The sequence below is a fragment of the bacterium genome (assembly GCA_037128595.1).
Taxonomy (GTDB): domain Bacteria; phylum Verrucomicrobiota; class Kiritimatiellia; order CAIKKV01; family CAITUY01; genus JAABPW01.
This window is the reverse complement of record JBAXWB010000002.1, coordinates 175,915-191,885: the sequence shown is the minus strand read 5'-3', so window position 1 is coordinate 191,885 and position 15,971 is coordinate 175,915. Positions and strand designations below refer to the sequence as shown.

The window sequence follows — 15,971 nt, the reverse complement described above, 5'->3', positions numbered from 1 at the left end:
CCTTCGCTCAAGCCACCAGTATGGTGATTTACATTTACCGCAACGGCCTTCTTTGCCGGGGGTGGGTTCTTTCTTCGGGGTAAACCAGTTACCGCACCGTTTGCATCGAAATTGTTTGATGAGGCGTGTTTCCATTTGCGTGGGAAGCTACACCAAAGGTGCATAAACCGTCAAGCATACTTTAGTATGCTTCCAACTTTTCGATTGAACCGCCTGATTTGTTGGGGGAAATCAGATTTTAGGGATAATTTTCAACACCCACTTGCGAATGGGCTCAATGTCGGGATGACTGTAGACCGCCGTAACTCCCGGCATCAGTTCCTTTTGCCCAGGGAGAGAGTGATTTGTCAGATAGGCACGGATCTGCAAGGGGCACCCGGCTTCGTCCAGCATGGATGCAAAGGTATGCCTGAACGAGTGGAAGCTGGCGTGGCCTTCCTCATTATCCAACACCTTCACGCCCTCCTTGGCAAATAACTCTGAGACTTTCTCGGAAATCTTGGCGGCATCAGCATTGTATTTTTCTGCAATGGTGGGCATCACATACCCTGTGCCCTTGTGACTGAGCAATTCGGATAGTTGTTTCGACATGGGGATAAGCACAAGTTTATTTTTGCGCTTCTTGGTCTTGGCCGGGGTGAAGCCTATGATTTTGTCTTTAACGTTGACCTGATCCCAATCCAATGTGGCGCAGTCAATCAGCCGTTGGCCGGTGGCAAATCCTAGAAGCACAAGCGTTTTGTATTCGCCCTCAGCCGCCTCGTAGAGCCTTTTGCATTCTGCCAGTGTCAACCTACGGTATCCAACCTGAGTGTGGTCCATGGTCGAATGCAGGCCGCGCCACGGGTTCTTTTCATCGGGGAGCAGGACATTCCATATCATTTCCAGCAATCCGACATGTTTATCCACGGTCTCCGCATTGAGCTTTGGCTTTTCCTGCTTCTCAAGATCGTCGATATAGAGTTCACATATCCGGGGGGTGAGGTCCCGCATGGTCTTGACCGTGCCAGGGCTCCAGTTGGCAAAGCGGGTAAATTGCTGCTTATACCCCTTCAAGGTCTTTTCGCTGGTTGCCTTCTTCCGGTATTTCGATTCCTTGAATTTATCGAAGGCATCCTTAATGAGGATCATGCCGCCGCCGCTTTGAAGTTTCTGTAACTTGCGGATCTTGCTTTCGTTGGATTCAATCAGGCGTTGGAGATATTTTTCCTCATCAGTAATAAACATCAGGTCGGCTTTTTTATCAGCCCATCGTTGTCTTGCCTTTTCTAAGTCGGTTGTATTGAGGCAATCGACATAGCGGCGCCGGTTGATGTCATATTGAATGTAGAATTTTCCCTCTAACGGGTCCTCGGGCTTGAGCCGGATTTGCTTTTTCCCAAGATATTTTCTTTTGAAGAGATGCCCTTTGATTTCATCTTTCATGGATCACCTCCATTTTAGTACGCTTCCTAGTATGCTTTGAAGCCTTCTTTTGTATGCGAGACCTACAGAGAATATCATTTATGAGATTTTTGTCTATATTCACTTCATTCAATGTTTTCAGTATCCAAACCCTTATTTTTCTGATATTTTGCGTTCTTACTCAGGGGCCTTAGGCTGATTTGTAATCAGCAGGTCATCGGTTCAAGTCCGATAGCTGGCTCCAGTAAAAACGCTGTAAACATTAGGTTTTATTGGTTTTTACTGGAGCCTTTGGCGGAAATCCCCCCTTTGGTCCTGGTGGCATTTCTTTTGCTCCGCCTAAAGAAGTGCTGGATTTTTGGCCTGCTTTCTCTATTCTGCCGGACTTGTGATTTTGTGATTCACCCCTTTATTTGGATAGGAGATATGCATATGAGCGAAAAAACCATGGAATTTAAAACCGAACTTTCGCAACTGCTGCATCTGATTACGCATTCGCTGTATTCCCACCGGGAGGTGTTCCTCCGCGAACTGATCAGCAATGCCTGCGATGCCATCGATAAGATCCGGTTTGAAGCGCTGACCGACACCAGTCTGCTCGATGGGGACAGCGACTGGAAGATCTCGATAGCGGTGGATAAAGAGGCGAAAACGCTGACGGTTTCCGACAACGGGATCGGGATGGATGAAGCCTCGCTGATCCGGAATCTGGGCACCATTGCGCATTCGGGAACCAAAGCGTTTCTGGCGCAACTCAAGGAGTCCGGGGCCAAGGAGAATCCGGAACTGATCGGTCAGTTCGGGGTCGGGTTTTATTCCTCGTTCATGGTGGCGGATCGCGTCACGGTTGAATCCCGCATGCACGGCGCCCCGGCGGTCTGCTGGGCCTCCGCCGGAACGGGCTCGTTCACGGTCGCCGAAGGAACCCGTGAAAAACGCGGCACGATGGTGACGCTGCATCTCAAGGATGACGCGGCGGAATATCTCGAAGAGTTCCGGATTCGTGCGCTGGTCAAGAAATTCTCAGACTTTGTGGAGCATCCGGTGGTGATGGGTGAGGAAACCATCAACACCCGCAAAGCGATCTGGCTGCGCTCAAAGAGTGATGTCACGGCGGAAGAATACAGCGAGTTTTACAAGCATATCTCGCACGACTTCACTGCCCCGGCGGAAGTGATCCATTATAACGCCGAAGGCGCCATTGAGTTCAAGGCACTGCTTTTTATTCCTGAGAAAAAGCCGTTCGACATGATGATGACCAATGACCAAAAGGCGCGCCTGAATCTTTATGTTCAGCGGGTCTTTATCAGCAACGAATTTGAAAACCTGCTGCCGCCCTACCTGCGCTTTGTGAAAGGCGTCGTGGATGCCGCCGACCTGCCGCTGAACGTGTCGCGCGAAATACTCCAGGAAAACCCGCGCTTGGATAAAATCCGCCGGAATCTGGTCTCGCGGATTCTTAAAACGTTAGGCGACATGAAGGCGCAGCGCTATGACAAGTATCTCAATTTCTATTCCGAGTTCGGGCCCATGCTGAAAGAGGGACTGCAGAACGACTTTGAAAACCGCGAAAAAATTGCTGATTTGCTGCTGTTTGAATCGACCGCCACTGAAGCCGGTAAAATGCGTTCGCTGGCCGACTATGTCGGAAACATGAAAGAAGAACAAAAAGAGATCATCTATCTCGCGGCTGAACATCGCGGCATTGCTGAAAATTCACCCTTTCTGGAAGGCTTCAAGGCGGGCGGACAGGAAGTCCTCTTCATGCTTGATCCGATCGACGAATTCGTGATGCCGCAACTCGGCGAATACAAAGGTAAAAAGTTTAAAGCGGCCAATAAGGGTGAGCTGGGTGATGCCGATGCCCTGAAGGACGAAAAGAAAAAGTTTGAAGGCTTTCTCGGGTTTGTCGGCGAAAAGCTGGCTGGCGTGAAAGAGGTTCGCATCTCCTCCCGGTTGAAGGAAAGTCCGGCCTGTCTGGTCGGCGACGAGTACAGCATGAGCCCGCACATTGAAGCCATGATGCGCCGCATGGGACAGCCGGTGCCTCAAACGGAGCGCGTGCTGGAGCTCAATCCGGCCCATCCGGTGGTGATTGCGGTGCAGGCCATGTATGAAGCCGACAAGGAAAACCCGAAGCTGGGTGAAAGTGTCGAATTGCTGCGCGACCTGGCGCATGTGGCCGAAGGGTCTAAAGTCGACAATCCGGCCGTTTTTGCGGCCCGCATTGCCGCCTTGATGTCCCGCGACCTGGGTGCAGCCGGCGCATAAATAGTTGGATTTGATATTACACAAGGTTGATATTCAAGGTTTAGCTGTAGAAAGGGCAACGGTATGGCAAGCAAAACACGGGTAGCGGGGGCGGTCTTATCCGCCATGTTGATATTCGGGGGGGTGAGTACCCAGGCTGCGATGGATATGTTCCTCAAGATGGACGATCTTCACGGGGAATCACTGGATGCGGTGCATACCAATGAAATCGATGTACTTGCCTGGTCCTGGGGGATGAGCAATTCGGGCACCATGCATACTGGTGGCGGGGGGGGCGGCGGCAAGGTGAGCGTGCAGGACCTGTCGCTCACCAAGTATGTGGACAAGTCAAGTTCGGTGCTGTTTAACTACGTGTGCTCAGGGAAACAGTTTGCTGAAGTGAAGTTGACGATACGCACGGGCGGAGGCCCCGCGCCAGTTGAGTTTCTGATAATTACCATGACGGATGTGATTGTCACCAGCCTCTCGACGGGCGGGTCCGGAGGGGAAGACCGCTTGACGGAAAACATCACACTGAATTTTTCTGCCTTTAAAGTCTCTTACCAGCCGCGGAAGCCCGACGGCACGCCTGACGGTGGCCGGCTGGAATTAGGTTGGGATATTGCCGCTAATGTGAAGATGTAACGGGGAGCGGGATGCGGAAAACCTTGCCAGCAGATTGTTCCAGGCGCAGGTGGGTAACTCTTGCCGTTTGCTGGGCGTGGGGAGTGGCGATGTGCCTTGCGGCCCTGCCGGCTCATGCCGCCAATGAGGTTTTCCTGAAAATCCCGCAGGTGTCCGGGGAAAGCCAGAGCCCGTTGCACCTGGGGGAAATCGACGTCCTCGCCTGGTCCTGGGGCGGGAACTTTGTCCTTTCCACGAACCTTGCCGGCCGTGTGGGGCGCGTCAGTATGCAGGAACTATCCCTCACCAAGTATCTGGACAAGTCAAGTCCGGTGCTGATAGGGCGGGTCTGCATGGGGATGTCTTTTGGCAGCGCGAGCCTGATGGTCCGGAACGCGGCGAGCACCGGTGAGTTTTATCGTGTTACGCTGACCAACGTCATTGTCGAGAGTTATTCGACAGGTGGTTGGGGGGGCCAGGATCGAATGACTGAGAATATCGCGCTCGGATATAAGGCCTTCAAAATTGACTATATCTGCTACCCGCCCGGCGGCTTATACAGCCAGCGCAGGAGCTGTTCCTTCGATCTTGTGAGCACCAATGGCGGCGCCTTGGTCGATCAGCCGGAAAGGCTCGCGCCCTTTGTGGCCACGCTCACCTGCCAGGCGGGTTCGGCACAGGCGCACATGGCCTGGCACTGCATCCCTGGTCGGCAGTATCAGGTTTTGTTCACGGACGATCTGAATCATTCGTTTTCCCCATTGGCCACTTATCCCGCTGGCGCCACGGAAGTGATGTCCATCACCGTTCCGGCGTCCTTGGCCAAGGGATTTTTCAAGGTTATTGAATTAACCGAGTAGGGTTGAGAGTCGCGAGTTGAAAGTTGCGAGTTACGGGTTGCGTCTATTAAGGGCGCATCACACTCAATGGAGGGCGCTGCTCTGTCAGCGCCGGGCCCACGTCCTTGTCCTGCGGATGCGACGGAGCGCATCCCTCCACTGTAAGAACAAGAGGGTGTCAAGGTATGGTGGAAGAGAGCGTAAGTCCGTCAGTTGAAAGGGATAACTTCCCCAAGCCCCTCCACGTCGTCTCCGTTCGTGAGTTGGTAGAGTTTGTCTGGCGGCGTGGTGACCTGGGCGGGGGACAGCTTTTTGTCGGGCCCCGGCGGGCCCTCGCCGGCATCCGGGGACACCAGAAAATCCAACGCTCCCGCCCTTCGGGGTATCAGACGGAAATCCCCGTCGAATGGCCGGTTGAAACGGAGGAGTTTACGTTGCTGATCCGGGGCCGCATCGATGGCCTATTCCACGGGCCGGGAGAGGTCTGGCTTGAAGAGATCAAAACCATTCAGGGAGCCGGGGCGCCTTCGCCTGATCCGCTGCATTGGGCGCAGGCCAAAATTTACGGGTTCAGCTATGCCCGGGCGCAGGGGCTTCCTGAGCTCGCCATCCGTTTGACTTATCTGGAGCTGGAGACCGGGAAGATTACTGAGTTTCAACAGGTATTTTCCCTGGCCGAGCTCTCCGCCTGCGTTGAGGATACCTTGGCGGTCTATCTGGATTGGCTCAAGGAACGTCATGCCTGGTGCCGAACACGGGATGCCTCCATTCGCGCCTTGCGCTTTCCTTATCCTGCTTACCGGAGGGGACAACGTGAACTCGTGGAGGCGGCCGAAGGCGTGCTGGATGACGGGGGCCGACTGTTCCTGGCGGCACCAACGGGGATTGGCAAGACCATCTCCGTACTGTTTCCGGCCATTAAAGCATTGGGTGCAGGATCATTGGAACGGATCTTCTACCTCACGGCTCGTACGGTTGGTCGGTTGACCGCCGAAACGGCTTGCGTAGACCTGCGCTCGACGGGCTTGAAACTGCGGGCGGTGACATTGACGGCCAAGGAGAAGGTGTGTCCCCAGGGGGATGCGCTGTGTGATGCAGTAGTGTGTCCCCTGGCGGCCGGGTATTTCGACCGTAACAAAGACGCCATGCGGGAGGCGTTAGGGCACGAAGCGATGACACGGGCGGTGATTGAAGAGGTGGCGAGGAAACACCAGGTCTGCCCCTTTGAACTCTCGCTGGATGTGTCGGTTTGGTGTGATGCGGTCATTTGCGATTACAATTATGTCTTTGATCCCAAGGTCTATTTGCGCCGTCATTTTGCCGAGGGGGGCGGGTCCAACGGATTCCTGGTGGATGAGGCCCATAATCTGGTGGATCGGGCACGGGAAATGTTTTCTGCCGATCTGGATTATCGCGAGAGCGAGGCGGTCAGGCGAGCCCTGGGGCGCAATGCACCCCGTGTCGCCAAGGTGCTCGTCAAGTTGAATGCGGAATTACAGAAACTGGGCGCCCCGGGGCGGGCGGGGCCGGTCATGGAGGCTTCTGATCCGACCCTGGAGCTCGATCTGTTCCCGCTTGAGGTGAGGCCCGCCCCTGAGGGCGCTGGCGGGGTTCGCGCGAGTCGTGAGTTGCCCAGGGGCCTGGTTGAAATAGTGGAAACCGCCCTTGAGGAGATGGAGAACTGGTTGTCGAAAAATCAGCCGTCCAGTTTCCGCGAGGCGTTGCTGGCCCTGTATTTCCGTTTATATGGGTTCCGGCGCACGGCCGAATATTACGATGAACGGTTCGTGACGCTCTACAACAGCCACGCCACCCGGACGGTCAGGTTGTTTTGCATGGATCCCTCGTTCCTGCTCCGGGAGGCGCTGAACCGTGGCAAGGCCGCCATCTTTTTCTCCGCCACGCTGGCGCCTTTGGAATATTTCCGCATGCTCTTGGGGGGCGAGCCAGGTGATCCGGTTTTGCAATTGTCATCCCCATTCCCGCCCGAGAACCTGGCGGTGCTGATTCAGGATCGGATTCAGACCCATTTCAAAGGGCGAGCCGCGTCGCTGCATGAGGTAGTTGAGGCGATTGGGAGCCTGGTGCTGGAGCGCCGCGGGAACTACCTCGTCTATTTTCCGTCCTATCAATATCTCAATGATGTCCTGCAACTGTTTACCGGGAAGTATCCCTCCGTGGCGGTTCTTGTTCAACGGCCGGGGATGACGGAGGCGCAGCGGGGTGATTATCTGGATGCCTTTTCAATCGAGCATGGAGAAACCCTGGTGGGCTTTGCCATCCTGGGCGGAATCTTCGGGGAAGGGATTGACCTGGTCGGGGAGCGGCTGATCGGGGCGGTGATTGTCGGGGTGGGCCTTCCGCAGTTGTCGATGGAACGGGATTTGATTCGTGCCTATTTCCAGGAACGGGAGATGGATGGGTTTGGGTTTGCGTATACATTCCCCGGCATGAACCGTGTGCTGCAGGCCATCGGGCGGGTCATTCGCTCGGAAACCGACCGGGGGGTGGTGTTGTTGATTGATGCCCGGTTTGGTGAGTTACGCTATCGCCGTTTATTCCCGCCCTGGTGGAGATTTCTCCGCGTCCGCAATATCGGCGCCTTGAGCCATGCGGTGGATGCGTTCTGGCAGGGGTGATGCATGTAAATCACGGTGCCGCAAGCTTTGGCCAAGCCGATGGTGTACCTGTAACAATCGTCGACTCCCTTAGGTCATCTCGTGTATAATTCTCCTGGGAAAGGAAGAAAAGATAGGGATGTGGAAAAGGAGGTGACATCATGAAAAGTCTCTTCAAATTATGTGCGTCGGCCCTTTGTTTGATGGCCTTTTCCCCAATTGGTGCTCAAACGGATGTTGAGGAAGAAGGTGTGGCCGCGGCGCCGGACCAGTCGATTCCGGAAACGCCGGTCGTTCTGGCCGGTCAGACAATTCAGGGCCGGGTTTTAGATGTGATGAGCGGGGAAACGTTCACCATGAATACCCCGGACAACCAGGTCATTGAAGTATGGTTGGCTGAAATCGCCGCTCCCGCCTATGGCCAGAGGCATTGGGCCGCCTCCACCCAGGCGCTGGCTGACAAGATCATCGGCAATGAGGTAACCATACTCGCGATCAGCCAGCGGGACCTCGAAAAGGGAAGCATGCAACTCATTTCCCAGGTTTACCTGGGGGACCGGTGGATCAACCGGGAAATGGTGGCGGAGGGGATGGCTTGGCATTCCCCTGAATATTTGCAGTCCGATGAATTGTCAGCCGCCGAATATCAGGCGAAAGAGATGCAGTTGGGTATCTGGGCGGAGTAGCCGCCTGAAACGCATTTCAAGCCTCTGCCGGTGGGATGCGGACCAGGGTGCTGAACAGGCCCATCAGTACGGCAATACCGGCTGTGGCCAGGAACACCGAGGAGTGACCGTAACGAATCCACATCAGACCGCCCAGGGCGGGGATGGACATCGATACCAGATGGTTGATCGAGATCCCGAGTGAGAGGGTCGGGGCCAGATGGTCCCTCCGCAGCACGATCTTGGACAGGTAGGTGTCGCGGGCCATGTTGACGCCGAATAACAGGTTATCGCCCACGAAGCAGGCATAGAGCAGGCCCAGGGCGGCGGTCGGGTTCGGCAGGTGATGGGCGAATCCATAGCCGAGACAGACCAGCAGGATCAGAACGGAGTCCACCAGCAGGACCGCACGTTCGCCAAACCGGTCAATGGCGCGGCCGAGTGCCGGCTGAAAGAATACGCCGAGAACGGCGGCGGCTATCCAGAGCTGGGCAAAGATCCAGGCCGGCTGATGGAAAATGCGGATCAGGACCCACGGGCCGAAGGTGATGAATACCTGCTTGCGGGCACCGAACAGGAACGCCAGCACGTAGTAGAGCCAGTAATGCCGGTTCCAGATGAATTTCGGGCGCTGTAGGTGCGCGTTGGGGAGCCGCATGGCAAACAAGAACCCCGAGGCGGCGATCGTGACCAGTCCGCCCAGCACGAAGATCAGCCGGTAACTGGCATTCAGCCAGCGCATGGTCACCCACACAATCAGGCAACCGATGATACTGGCGGCGATGGAGGTGGAGGCGATCTGGCCGAGCCGCCGCCCCCGTTCCGCGGAGGTGGTCAGTTCCATGGAGATGGAGGAGCGGACGGGCATCATCAGGTGGGCGCCGGTACTCCAGATGGTCAGGAATATCAACATCCCGGCCCAGTGGGGCCCGATGAAGGCCAGCCCTAGCAGGCCAATCCCGATCCCCAGGGCCGAAAACCCGGCAATGCGGGTCTCGGCCAGGAAGAACAGCAGCCCGGCAAATAACGCGGTCAGGAAGCCCGGCAATTCGCGCGGAAACTCGAGGATTCCCCGGGCATCGGCCCCGAGGTTGAAGGTGTCGCTGACGTAGTTGTTGAAAGTGGTTTCCATCATGCCACCACTGACGCCCAGCAACGCCATGCCGGCCAGGAACAGAATCAGGTTCCGTTCCATTCCGCGACACCGGGTTTTGAGGGAAGTAAGCATGTTGAAATACTGAAGCGTCATTCCCCGGTGGTCGCAGGGCGATCTCCAAACTTGGCTCCCCAGCCAGAAGTCCCCGGCCGGTAATAGAGGGTTGCGGGGGACCCATCAAATACATGCGAACCCAACTGGGGCGCGTTCCCGTTGAAATGGACTTCCTTCAGGTTTTTACATCCCAGAAACGCATCGGATTGGAGGGTGGTGACCGTGCCGGGGATCGTGATGTGGGTCAGGTGGATGCAATATTGGAACAGTCCGCACCGGATGATGGTGAGGTTTTTGGGGATCATGAGGTTGGTCAGACTGGTGCAATACGAGAACGTACTGTCCCCGATATGGGTGACGCTATCGGGGAGTGTCACGGTGGCCAGACTGGAGCAGCACGCGAAGGCCAGGTCCTCGATGCGGGTAACGCCGGGGGGGATCACCATGCTGGTCAGGCCGGTGCAGGACCGAAAGGCATTGTTCCCGATGCTGGTGACGCCATTGGAGAGCGTCACGTTGGCCAATTTGTTGCAGGAAAAGAAGGCGTTATCCCCGATGCGGGTGACGGGCAGGGAATTGATGGTGCCGGGGATGATTACGGCGCCACCGAGGCCGGTGTAGCCGGTGATGGTGATGGTCCTGTTGTTGGTTGTGTAGGTGTAATCCTGATTGACCGTCCGAACCTGAGGCGGCTCATGCACCGTCGCGTGAATGCGGCCTTTGGCAGTCACCGCCGTGGGGGTTGCCAGCAAAAAGACGGCCGCGCCTCCCCACGCCATTCCGATCAGAAAACGTTTATTCAAAAGTTGTGCCTTCATGGGGTTATGGTGCGCGAGGGAATCCGAACCGTCAAGTGTGGTGTTGAACCGGCCTCAGCGCTTGAGCGAGAGAAGAAGGACACCCCCGGCGACCATGGCAATGCCCGCCCATTCGCGCAGCATGGGCCGCTCCCCGAGAAACGCAAACGCGAAGATGGCGACGAGTACCAGGCTCAGTTTGTCGACGGGGGCCACCTGCGAGGCTTCCCCGAGCTGGAGGGCCCGGAAGTAACACACCCAGGACGCGCCCGTTGCCAGACCGGACAGACCGAGGAACAGCCAGGTTTTAGAGGGGAGTGACAACGGATTGCTCCATTTTCCTGCATACCAGACGAAAGCGGAAAGGACGACGAGGATGATGCCCGTCCGAATCAGCGTGGCCAGATCGGAATCGACGCCCTTGATGCCGATCTTCGCGAAGATGGCAGTGAGTGCCGCGAAGACGGCGGATAAAATGGCCCAATGAAACCAACTTGTCGTTGTGATCATACCAGTGTGGAGCGATGTTCCTGTATGGACTGCCGAAGTTGTACCACAATCCGACGCTGTTGGCGGCCGCCAACTGAGTCACTTGCTTTCACGGTTTTGTTCGATTTTGCCATAAGTGAGCAATGATTAACACCGATTGCCACTGATATCAAGCCATAGGATAATACTGAAGGCTGACGACGACGAGGGGAAAGGAGTCGGAGCGATGAATGTACTCCTTGGGATGAACGGGTATGGGACGCCAGTGAATCTTAATCGTAATCCACCAGCGTTTCTAGGAGGGGCGGGTGCTGAAGGGAAAAATTATGATTATGATTACGATTATGATTAAGTTATAAATCTGGACTTCATTTTTTCGGGTTGAATCGGGTAAGTGGTTACATAACAAATAGGAGATACTGATGATGAGTTTTCAAAAAGGGTTGTCGTTGGCTATGTCTGCTGTGGTCGGGTTGTCCGTAGGGACCTGTTCTGCCCAGGAATTGATCGTCAAGAATGGCGCGAAAATCGCTTTCTTGGGGGATTCCATCACCCAGTTTGGCGGGAATAATCCCGGGGGTTACGTTAATCTGGTCATCAAGGGGTTGGAAGCGAATGGCCTGAAAGTGTCGCCCATCAAGGCCGGTATCAGCGGTCATAAATCCGACGATATGCTGGCCCGCGTTGATCGCGATGTCATTGAGAAGAAGCCCGACCTCATGACCCTGAGCTGTGGGGTGAATGACGTCTGGCATGGTGCCAGGGGCGTCGTGCTCGACCAGTACAAGACGAATATCACCGCCATTGTGGACAAGGCCCAGGCTGCAAAAATACAGGTCGTCATCCTGACCTCCACCCTGATCAAGGCCCCGGACAGTGTTGAAAGCGTGAAGCTGGACGCCTACAATGACTTCCTGCGGTCACTGGCCAAGGAGCGGAACCTTCCGTTGGCGGATCTGAGCGCCGACATGAAGGCGATCATCAAGGAAAAAGGGGCAAAAGCCGGTCTTACTACCGATGGGGTGCATATGGCCATCAATGGCGATATGATGATGGCCACGGGCGTGCTGCGCGCCTTGGGTCTGAATCCGAGTCAGATTGAAAAAGCCAATGAAGCATGGCTCGACATTCCTGACACCTGCGCTGTCACCGCCAAGTTCACCCTCAGACAATACGGCAAGTTGAGTGAGAAGGCTGGCAATGGTCAGTCAGTTGACATTTATGTAAAAGAGCAGTTGTCAAAGCTCGGCGAAGTTTCGGCGAAATAAAGAGCACGGATATTTGTTAGCGGTTATTCGTTATTGCTAAGGAAAAGAAGGAATCATATGGACAAGCTCAACATTGAATTGTGCCCGGAAACTGGGATCTGTTCCATCATCAAGAACGACGGGACCAAGGTGGATCTCATGCCGGATGAGGTCAAGAACCTGCGGGTGGCATTGACGGATCCCAATGCCGCCAGGGAAGTGATCGCGGAAGCGGATGCCGGGTTTGCGGCCTCACTAGCCGCGGATGAACTCAAGCAGTTGGCCGCCCGGCTGAAATAATAATAAATTGAATCACGCATGCTGCCTGTGCCATTCGTAGGCTGATTAAAGGGTGATCTGCAAAATGCGAGGGTAATTTGGGCGGGGACGTGATAGATGGCATTGTCAATTTCCCGAAGAAAGATCGATATGATAGGCCCATTCCCTTGTCTGTGATCTTAGGGCATCCTCTCAAATCCAGAGCATCCAGCGTAATCATGGATGTCAGATTGCTCAGGCCAATATTTCATCTCCATTCCATTGAACCTATTCTACACATTCGTTATGGAGTTCGCAGTTAAGCTGAGCAGGAGAATCTGAAACGCGAAATCAGGTAGTGATTCAAAGATATCCCATCTGAATTGAGGAGCCCCATCTCTGAGTCGGGCGGGGGGTTCCAATAGGGTGCAATCCCTCCCCATTGATGAGAAATGTTGTTTACACCATCATGCGTCAGGCTAGACTCGCCCTTTGAAGGACTGGACGAACGCCTTGCACGATCTCAAGGAGGCCCAGACCCTCTCACCTACTTGGGAGAAGGACTTCACGGGCCCGTACATCAAGACCATTGAGGGGATACTCACGGAACAGAAGAAACAGTCCCAGTCACGGCAGACAGACTAGATCTTTACCCCGGCTGACAGGTAAGCCTTTGTCTGGGCGGTGACGATGAGTAGGGGGCTGGCTCCTCTGGAGATCCAATATTGACAGGCTGTCAAAATCATCAAAATCCAGCAATTCCCTCGGGCTCCTTGGTTGCCTTTTATCTCCTGAATACCTTCTTGGCTATCGCCCACGGCAAGCCAATCAAAAATATCCAGTTTCCAATGTCGATTAAGGGAATGACCACCACCCATCCTTTTGGCTCATAGGGGTAGAGCGGATATGCAAGGCCTGTAAGAATGAAGGAAACCAGAGGGACGGTGGAATGATGTTTGGCGATCCCCCTCTTTTTGTTGAGGCTGCTGACAATGATACAGCCCCAGTTCATGGCGGAGATATACAGTGCCATCAGCATCAGGATTATTGCTGCGATTAAACGGGTCGTCATCATAATTGTCTCCTGTATTTCCCTGCCGGATGGCCCGATGCCAGAATCTGCCAATTGATACGCTTCCTGGATTCTTTTGTCTATCGGCAGAACCCTGTTATTCAATGTGAGGAAAATATAAGAAAGTCAGAAGTGACGTCGAGCAAACTCGCGTCCTGACCCGGTTTTGAGGTAGGCCTCAAAAGCGGCGGCTTTCTCTCGACTATCGAAGGCATGACAAGATTCAATTTTCCAGGGGCGGAATTTTGCTGTATGGGGGCATCCGCCCTCATTGTGCTTTTGAAGGCGAGCCTGCAAATCGTCAGTCAAGCCGGTATAGATTTGATCTGGATGGGTACAACTTCTCAGACGATAGACATAATGGAACTCATTCATGTCGGCAAGTGCGGAGGCGGTAGTCTCGCAGCATCATTTAATCGAGATATTCAGGGGCTTGCCAGCCGTAGTCTCGCAGCATCATTTAATCAAGAGTCCACCTTCGCCCTGAAATACAGGGTCTCCGGCGGACAACCTACGCTCTTCGCTGCGCTGCGAGCGAAGGTTGGTGGAGGCGGGGAGAATCGAACTCCCGTCCGCATTAGAGTCACCACAGCTTCTACGCGCGTATCCGATCAATAAATCTCATTATAACGGCTGCCGATCGTCAGGCCACCATCATAACCAGCATCCACGTTAAGTTTCGCCCAGAGGCCCGGTTGCCCAACTTCCAGACTAACCTGCTGTAGTCGCCTCACTCCGCCTAGCAGGTGTTGGCGGCGAGACGTCGCAGTCAGTTAAGCCGCGAGAGCGTACTCTGTGTTCGCTTTTATGTTTTTTCCGGAGATGATTAACGAGGCCAACCGGAGTCCTCGGCGCGCCACTGAGGCTTCAACCAACACGTCGAAACCAGTCGCCCCCATGGGATTTCCAATTCGTTATGATAGCATGAATGGCACGGGATGAAAGGGAAATCAATGTTATCGCGGAGGAAAAGCGATTAAGATTATGATTACGATCAAGATTACGAGGGAGGAAGTGGTCGTTGACCAGGCCCTGTACGCTCATGCATGCGGGCCATCTGGCTCCTCTCCAAACTCCCTCTTCCTGGAGGGGCGGGCGGAGCGTTTGTAGTAATCGACTTAGACGAGAATATATTGGGTTTGAAGGGTTACTGATACTATGAAACCGATTTTTACACACGCGCCACACACACGGGGGAAACTTTAACCTTTTTTATGGTTCAACGGTAGCCTTTCAGGCTGGCTGCGTGTGTGTTGTGTGTGTGATTGTGTGTGTGAATTGACCCCGAGTTTCACCGTTTTCCGTTTGGTTACGCAAAATCAGGTGATATTGATTTTAGTCAATGGAATCAGGGTATTTCGATTAAAAAAAATGGTCGGGGCGGCGGGATTTGAACCCACGACTTTCAGCGCCCAAGGCTGACGCGCTACCAGGCTGCGCTACACCCCGACAATAAAATCAAGGCCCGGAAGCTACCATGATGCGTGTGTTCATACAAGCACTGTTAGATCAGGATCTCAACCAGCTGCAGGTCGAAGGTGAGGTCCTTGCCGGCCAGAGGATGGTTTCCATCGAGGGTGATGGTCGTTTCGGTTTCCGCGACCACATTGACGGTGATCATGCCTTGCGGGGTTTTAAGCTGAACGCGCTGGCCGGGCTTGAGCGCCAGGTGGGCGGGGATCTCGGTTTTCGGGAGTTCCACCACCATTCCCTCTTGATAGGGCCCATAGGCGTCAACGGCTGGGATGTTGACGGTCCGTGTTTCGTTGATGGCCATGCCGGTGACGCCGCTGTCAAAACCGGCAATGACCTGGCCGCTGCCGAGCGTGAAGGTGAGCGGGTCCCCGTTGATGGACGAATCAAAAACTGTCCCGTCATTGAGTTTGCCCGTGTAATGAACCTTAACCTGTTGTCCCGCTTTAGCCTGTGTCATGGTTTTCTCCCTTAATTATTAGGGTGGATAACCTAGCAGAAAATCCCAAATGGGGAATAGGGAATCTTCAACAAAATCATGTGGAATGATTAAAATAGCTTATTTACATGCAATAAATGAGGCACTATGATCGTTATACATGTTAATGAGCCCAGTCATCAAGGCCGTGCGATCCTGTTCTGCACTGAGATCCCGCTCAGGGCAGGCCATGGTCGAGTATGTGGTGATCGCCGGAACGCTGTTGGCCGCAATGACGATTTTCTATCTCTTTCAAGAGACGTTTAAGGAGTTTGGGACGAGAGTGTTGAATCTGATAGGGTCTGAATATCCATAGGAGAAGGGTGCTAATATGAAGAATAACCGTAAAAGTGGGCAGGGCATGGTTGAGTATATCATCATTGTGGCGGTCATCGCCCTGGCGGCCATCGCCATCTTTGGCATCTTCGGCGACACCATCCGTGAGAAAATGGGCGGGGCCGTGAAGGAATTGGGTGGCACGGGCACCGACTCCACGACTACGTCTCAAGACTACATGAAAAGCCTGAAGTAGGCCTTTCCCAGGTCG

17 protein-coding genes, 1 tRNA gene and 1 other RNA gene are annotated in these 15,971 nt (G+C 54.4%); 10 read left to right on the top strand and 9 right to left on the bottom strand.

All coding sequences use genetic code 11. The features are described 5' to 3' along the window. Positions 1 to 231: 231 nt before the first annotated feature. Positions 232 to 1,425, bottom strand: a complete 1,194-nt coding sequence (locus WCS52_01785; GenBank protein ID MEI6165901.1) for a tyrosine-type recombinase/integrase — start codon at positions 1,423 to 1,425, stop codon at positions 232 to 234. 411 nt (positions 1,426 to 1,836) lie between these two features. On the opposite strand from WCS52_01785, the gene htpG reads away from it, so the two are divergent. The 5 genes from htpG (at position 1,837) to WCS52_01760 (ending at position 8,421) form a co-directional block, all read left to right on the top strand. Next, a complete protein-coding gene (gene htpG, locus WCS52_01780) occupies positions 1,837 to 3,675 on the top strand; it encodes a molecular chaperone HtpG (protein ID MEI6165900.1) in 1,839 nt (612 codons plus the stop codon). A gap of 105 nt (positions 3,676 to 3,780) precedes the next feature. Beyond that, complete coding sequence (locus WCS52_01775) at positions 3,781 to 4,299, top strand: type VI secretion system tube protein Hcp (GenBank protein ID MEI6165899.1); 519 nt, start codon at positions 3,781 to 3,783, stop codon at positions 4,297 to 4,299. 89 nt (positions 4,300 to 4,388) lie between these two features. Further along, the gene (locus WCS52_01770; protein ID MEI6165898.1) at positions 4,389 to 5,138 is read left to right on the top strand and encodes a type VI secretion system tube protein Hcp; all 750 of its coding nucleotides are present in this window, start codon (positions 4,389 to 4,391) and stop codon (positions 5,136 to 5,138) included. 164 nt (positions 5,139 to 5,302) lie between these two features. Continuing rightward, positions 5,303 to 7,756, top strand: a complete 2,454-nt coding sequence (locus WCS52_01765; protein MEI6165897.1) for an ATP-dependent DNA helicase — start codon at positions 5,303 to 5,305, stop codon at positions 7,754 to 7,756. Positions 7,757 to 7,896: 140 nt separating this feature from the next. Next, a complete protein-coding gene (locus WCS52_01760) occupies positions 7,897 to 8,421 on the top strand; it encodes a thermonuclease family protein (GenBank protein MEI6165896.1) in 525 nt (174 codons plus the stop codon). Between the two features lie 16 nt (positions 8,422 to 8,437). On the opposite strand, the gene WCS52_01755 is transcribed toward WCS52_01760, so the two are convergent. From WCS52_01755 to WCS52_01745, 3 genes are all read right to left on the bottom strand, one after another. After that, a complete protein-coding gene (locus WCS52_01755) occupies positions 8,438 to 9,628 on the bottom strand; it encodes an MFS transporter (GenBank protein MEI6165895.1) in 1,191 nt (396 codons plus the stop codon). Positions 9,629 to 9,645: 17 nt separating this feature from the next. Then, on the bottom strand, positions 9,646 to 10,413 hold the full coding sequence (locus WCS52_01750) for a leucine-rich repeat domain-containing protein (protein MEI6165894.1): 768 nt from the start codon (positions 10,411 to 10,413) through the stop codon (positions 9,646 to 9,648). 69 nt (positions 10,414 to 10,482) lie between these two features. Beyond that, positions 10,483 to 10,917: an EamA family transporter gene (locus tag WCS52_01745; protein ID MEI6165893.1), complete on the bottom strand. Its 435-nt coding sequence runs from the start codon at positions 10,915 to 10,917 to the stop codon at positions 10,483 to 10,485. Positions 10,918 to 11,122: 205 nt separating this feature from the next. Here WCS52_01745 and WCS52_01740 point away from each other — a divergent pair, with 205 nt between their 5' ends. From WCS52_01740 to WCS52_01730, 3 genes are all read left to right on the top strand, one after another. After that, a complete protein-coding gene (locus tag WCS52_01740) occupies positions 11,123 to 11,248 on the top strand; it encodes a hypothetical protein (GenBank protein MEI6165892.1) in 126 nt (41 codons plus the stop codon). Positions 11,249 to 11,318: 70 nt separating this feature from the next. After that, positions 11,319 to 12,164, top strand: a complete 846-nt coding sequence (locus WCS52_01735) for a GDSL-type esterase/lipase family protein (GenBank protein ID MEI6165891.1) — start codon at positions 11,319 to 11,321, stop codon at positions 12,162 to 12,164. 57 nt (positions 12,165 to 12,221) lie between these two features. After that, the gene (locus WCS52_01730; protein ID MEI6165890.1) at positions 12,222 to 12,443 is read left to right on the top strand and encodes a hypothetical protein; all 222 of its coding nucleotides are present in this window, start codon (positions 12,222 to 12,224) and stop codon (positions 12,441 to 12,443) included. Between the two features lie 742 nt (positions 12,444 to 13,185). Here the strand turns inward: WCS52_01730 and WCS52_01725 are convergent. The 5 genes from WCS52_01725 to WCS52_01705 form a co-directional block, all read right to left on the bottom strand. Beyond that, on the bottom strand, positions 13,186 to 13,476 hold the full coding sequence (locus tag WCS52_01725; protein MEI6165889.1) for a hypothetical protein: 291 nt from the start codon (positions 13,474 to 13,476) through the stop codon (positions 13,186 to 13,188). Between the two features lie 123 nt (positions 13,477 to 13,599). Then, entirely contained in the window at positions 13,600 to 13,848 is a 249-nt protein-coding gene (locus tag WCS52_01720; GenBank protein MEI6165888.1) for a GIY-YIG nuclease family protein, read from the bottom strand. Between the two features lie 167 nt (positions 13,849 to 14,015). Next, positions 14,016 to 14,370: a transfer-messenger RNA gene (gene ssrA / locus WCS52_01715) on the bottom strand. 475 nt (positions 14,371 to 14,845) lie between these two features. Next, positions 14,846 to 14,922: transfer RNA gene (locus tag WCS52_01710), tRNA-Pro, on the bottom strand. Positions 14,923 to 14,977: 55 nt separating this feature from the next. Beyond that, entirely contained in the window at positions 14,978 to 15,406 is a 429-nt protein-coding gene (locus WCS52_01705; GenBank protein MEI6165887.1) for a peptidylprolyl isomerase, read from the bottom strand. Between the two features lie 139 nt (positions 15,407 to 15,545). Between WCS52_01705 and WCS52_01700 the strand changes: the two genes are divergently transcribed. Both WCS52_01700 and WCS52_01695 read left to right on the top strand, forming a co-directional pair. Next, positions 15,546 to 15,740, top strand: coding sequence for a hypothetical protein (locus WCS52_01700; protein MEI6165886.1), 195 nt, complete (start codon positions 15,546 to 15,548; stop codon positions 15,738 to 15,740). A 15-nt stretch (positions 15,741 to 15,755) separates the two neighbouring features. Then, positions 15,756 to 15,956 carry a hypothetical protein gene (locus WCS52_01695; GenBank protein MEI6165885.1) on the top strand — a complete coding sequence of 67 codons (201 nt, stop codon included), beginning with the start codon at positions 15,756 to 15,758 and terminating at the stop codon, positions 15,954 to 15,956. Positions 15,957 to 15,971 lie beyond the last annotated feature (15 nt).

Bases quoted from the DNA above. Each gene is read 5' to 3' on its own strand.
- WCS52_01785 (MEI6165901.1), bottom strand. From the start codon at position 1,425: ATGAAAGATGAAATCAAAGGGCATCTCTTCAAAAGAAAATATCTTGGG.
- htpG (MEI6165900.1), top strand. From the start codon at position 1,837: ATGAGCGAAAAAACCATGGAATTTAAAACCGAACTTTCGCAACTGCTG.
- WCS52_01775 (MEI6165899.1), top strand. From the start codon at position 3,781: ATGTTGATATTCGGGGGGGTGAGTACCCAGGCTGCGATGGATATGTTC.
- WCS52_01770 (MEI6165898.1), top strand. From the start codon at position 4,389: ATGTGCCTTGCGGCCCTGCCGGCTCATGCCGCCAATGAGGTTTTCCTG.
- WCS52_01765 (MEI6165897.1), top strand. From the start codon at position 5,303: ATGGTGGAAGAGAGCGTAAGTCCGTCAGTTGAAAGGGATAACTTCCCC.
- WCS52_01760 (MEI6165896.1), top strand. From the start codon at position 7,897: ATGAAAAGTCTCTTCAAATTATGTGCGTCGGCCCTTTGTTTGATGGCC.
- WCS52_01755 (MEI6165895.1), bottom strand. From the start codon at position 9,628: ATGCTTACTTCCCTCAAAACCCGGTGTCGCGGAATGGAACGGAACCTG.
- WCS52_01745 (MEI6165893.1), bottom strand. From the start codon at position 10,917: ATGATCACAACGACAAGTTGGTTTCATTGGGCCATTTTATCCGCCGTC.
- WCS52_01740 (MEI6165892.1), top strand. From the start codon at position 11,123: ATGAATGTACTCCTTGGGATGAACGGGTATGGGACGCCAGTGAATCTT.
- WCS52_01735 (MEI6165891.1), top strand. From the start codon at position 11,319: ATGATGAGTTTTCAAAAAGGGTTGTCGTTGGCTATGTCTGCTGTGGTC.
- WCS52_01730 (MEI6165890.1), top strand. From the start codon at position 12,222: ATGGACAAGCTCAACATTGAATTGTGCCCGGAAACTGGGATCTGTTCC.
- WCS52_01725 (MEI6165889.1), bottom strand. From the start codon at position 13,476: ATGATGACGACCCGTTTAATCGCAGCAATAATCCTGATGCTGATGGCA.
- WCS52_01720 (MEI6165888.1), bottom strand. From the start codon at position 13,848: ATGAATGAGTTCCATTATGTCTATCGTCTGAGAAGTTGTACCCATCCA.
- WCS52_01705 (MEI6165887.1), bottom strand. From the start codon at position 15,406: ATGACACAGGCTAAAGCGGGACAACAGGTTAAGGTTCATTACACGGGC.
- WCS52_01700 (MEI6165886.1), top strand. From the start codon at position 15,546: ATGTTAATGAGCCCAGTCATCAAGGCCGTGCGATCCTGTTCTGCACTG.
- WCS52_01695 (MEI6165885.1), top strand. From the start codon at position 15,756: ATGAAGAATAACCGTAAAAGTGGGCAGGGCATGGTTGAGTATATCATC.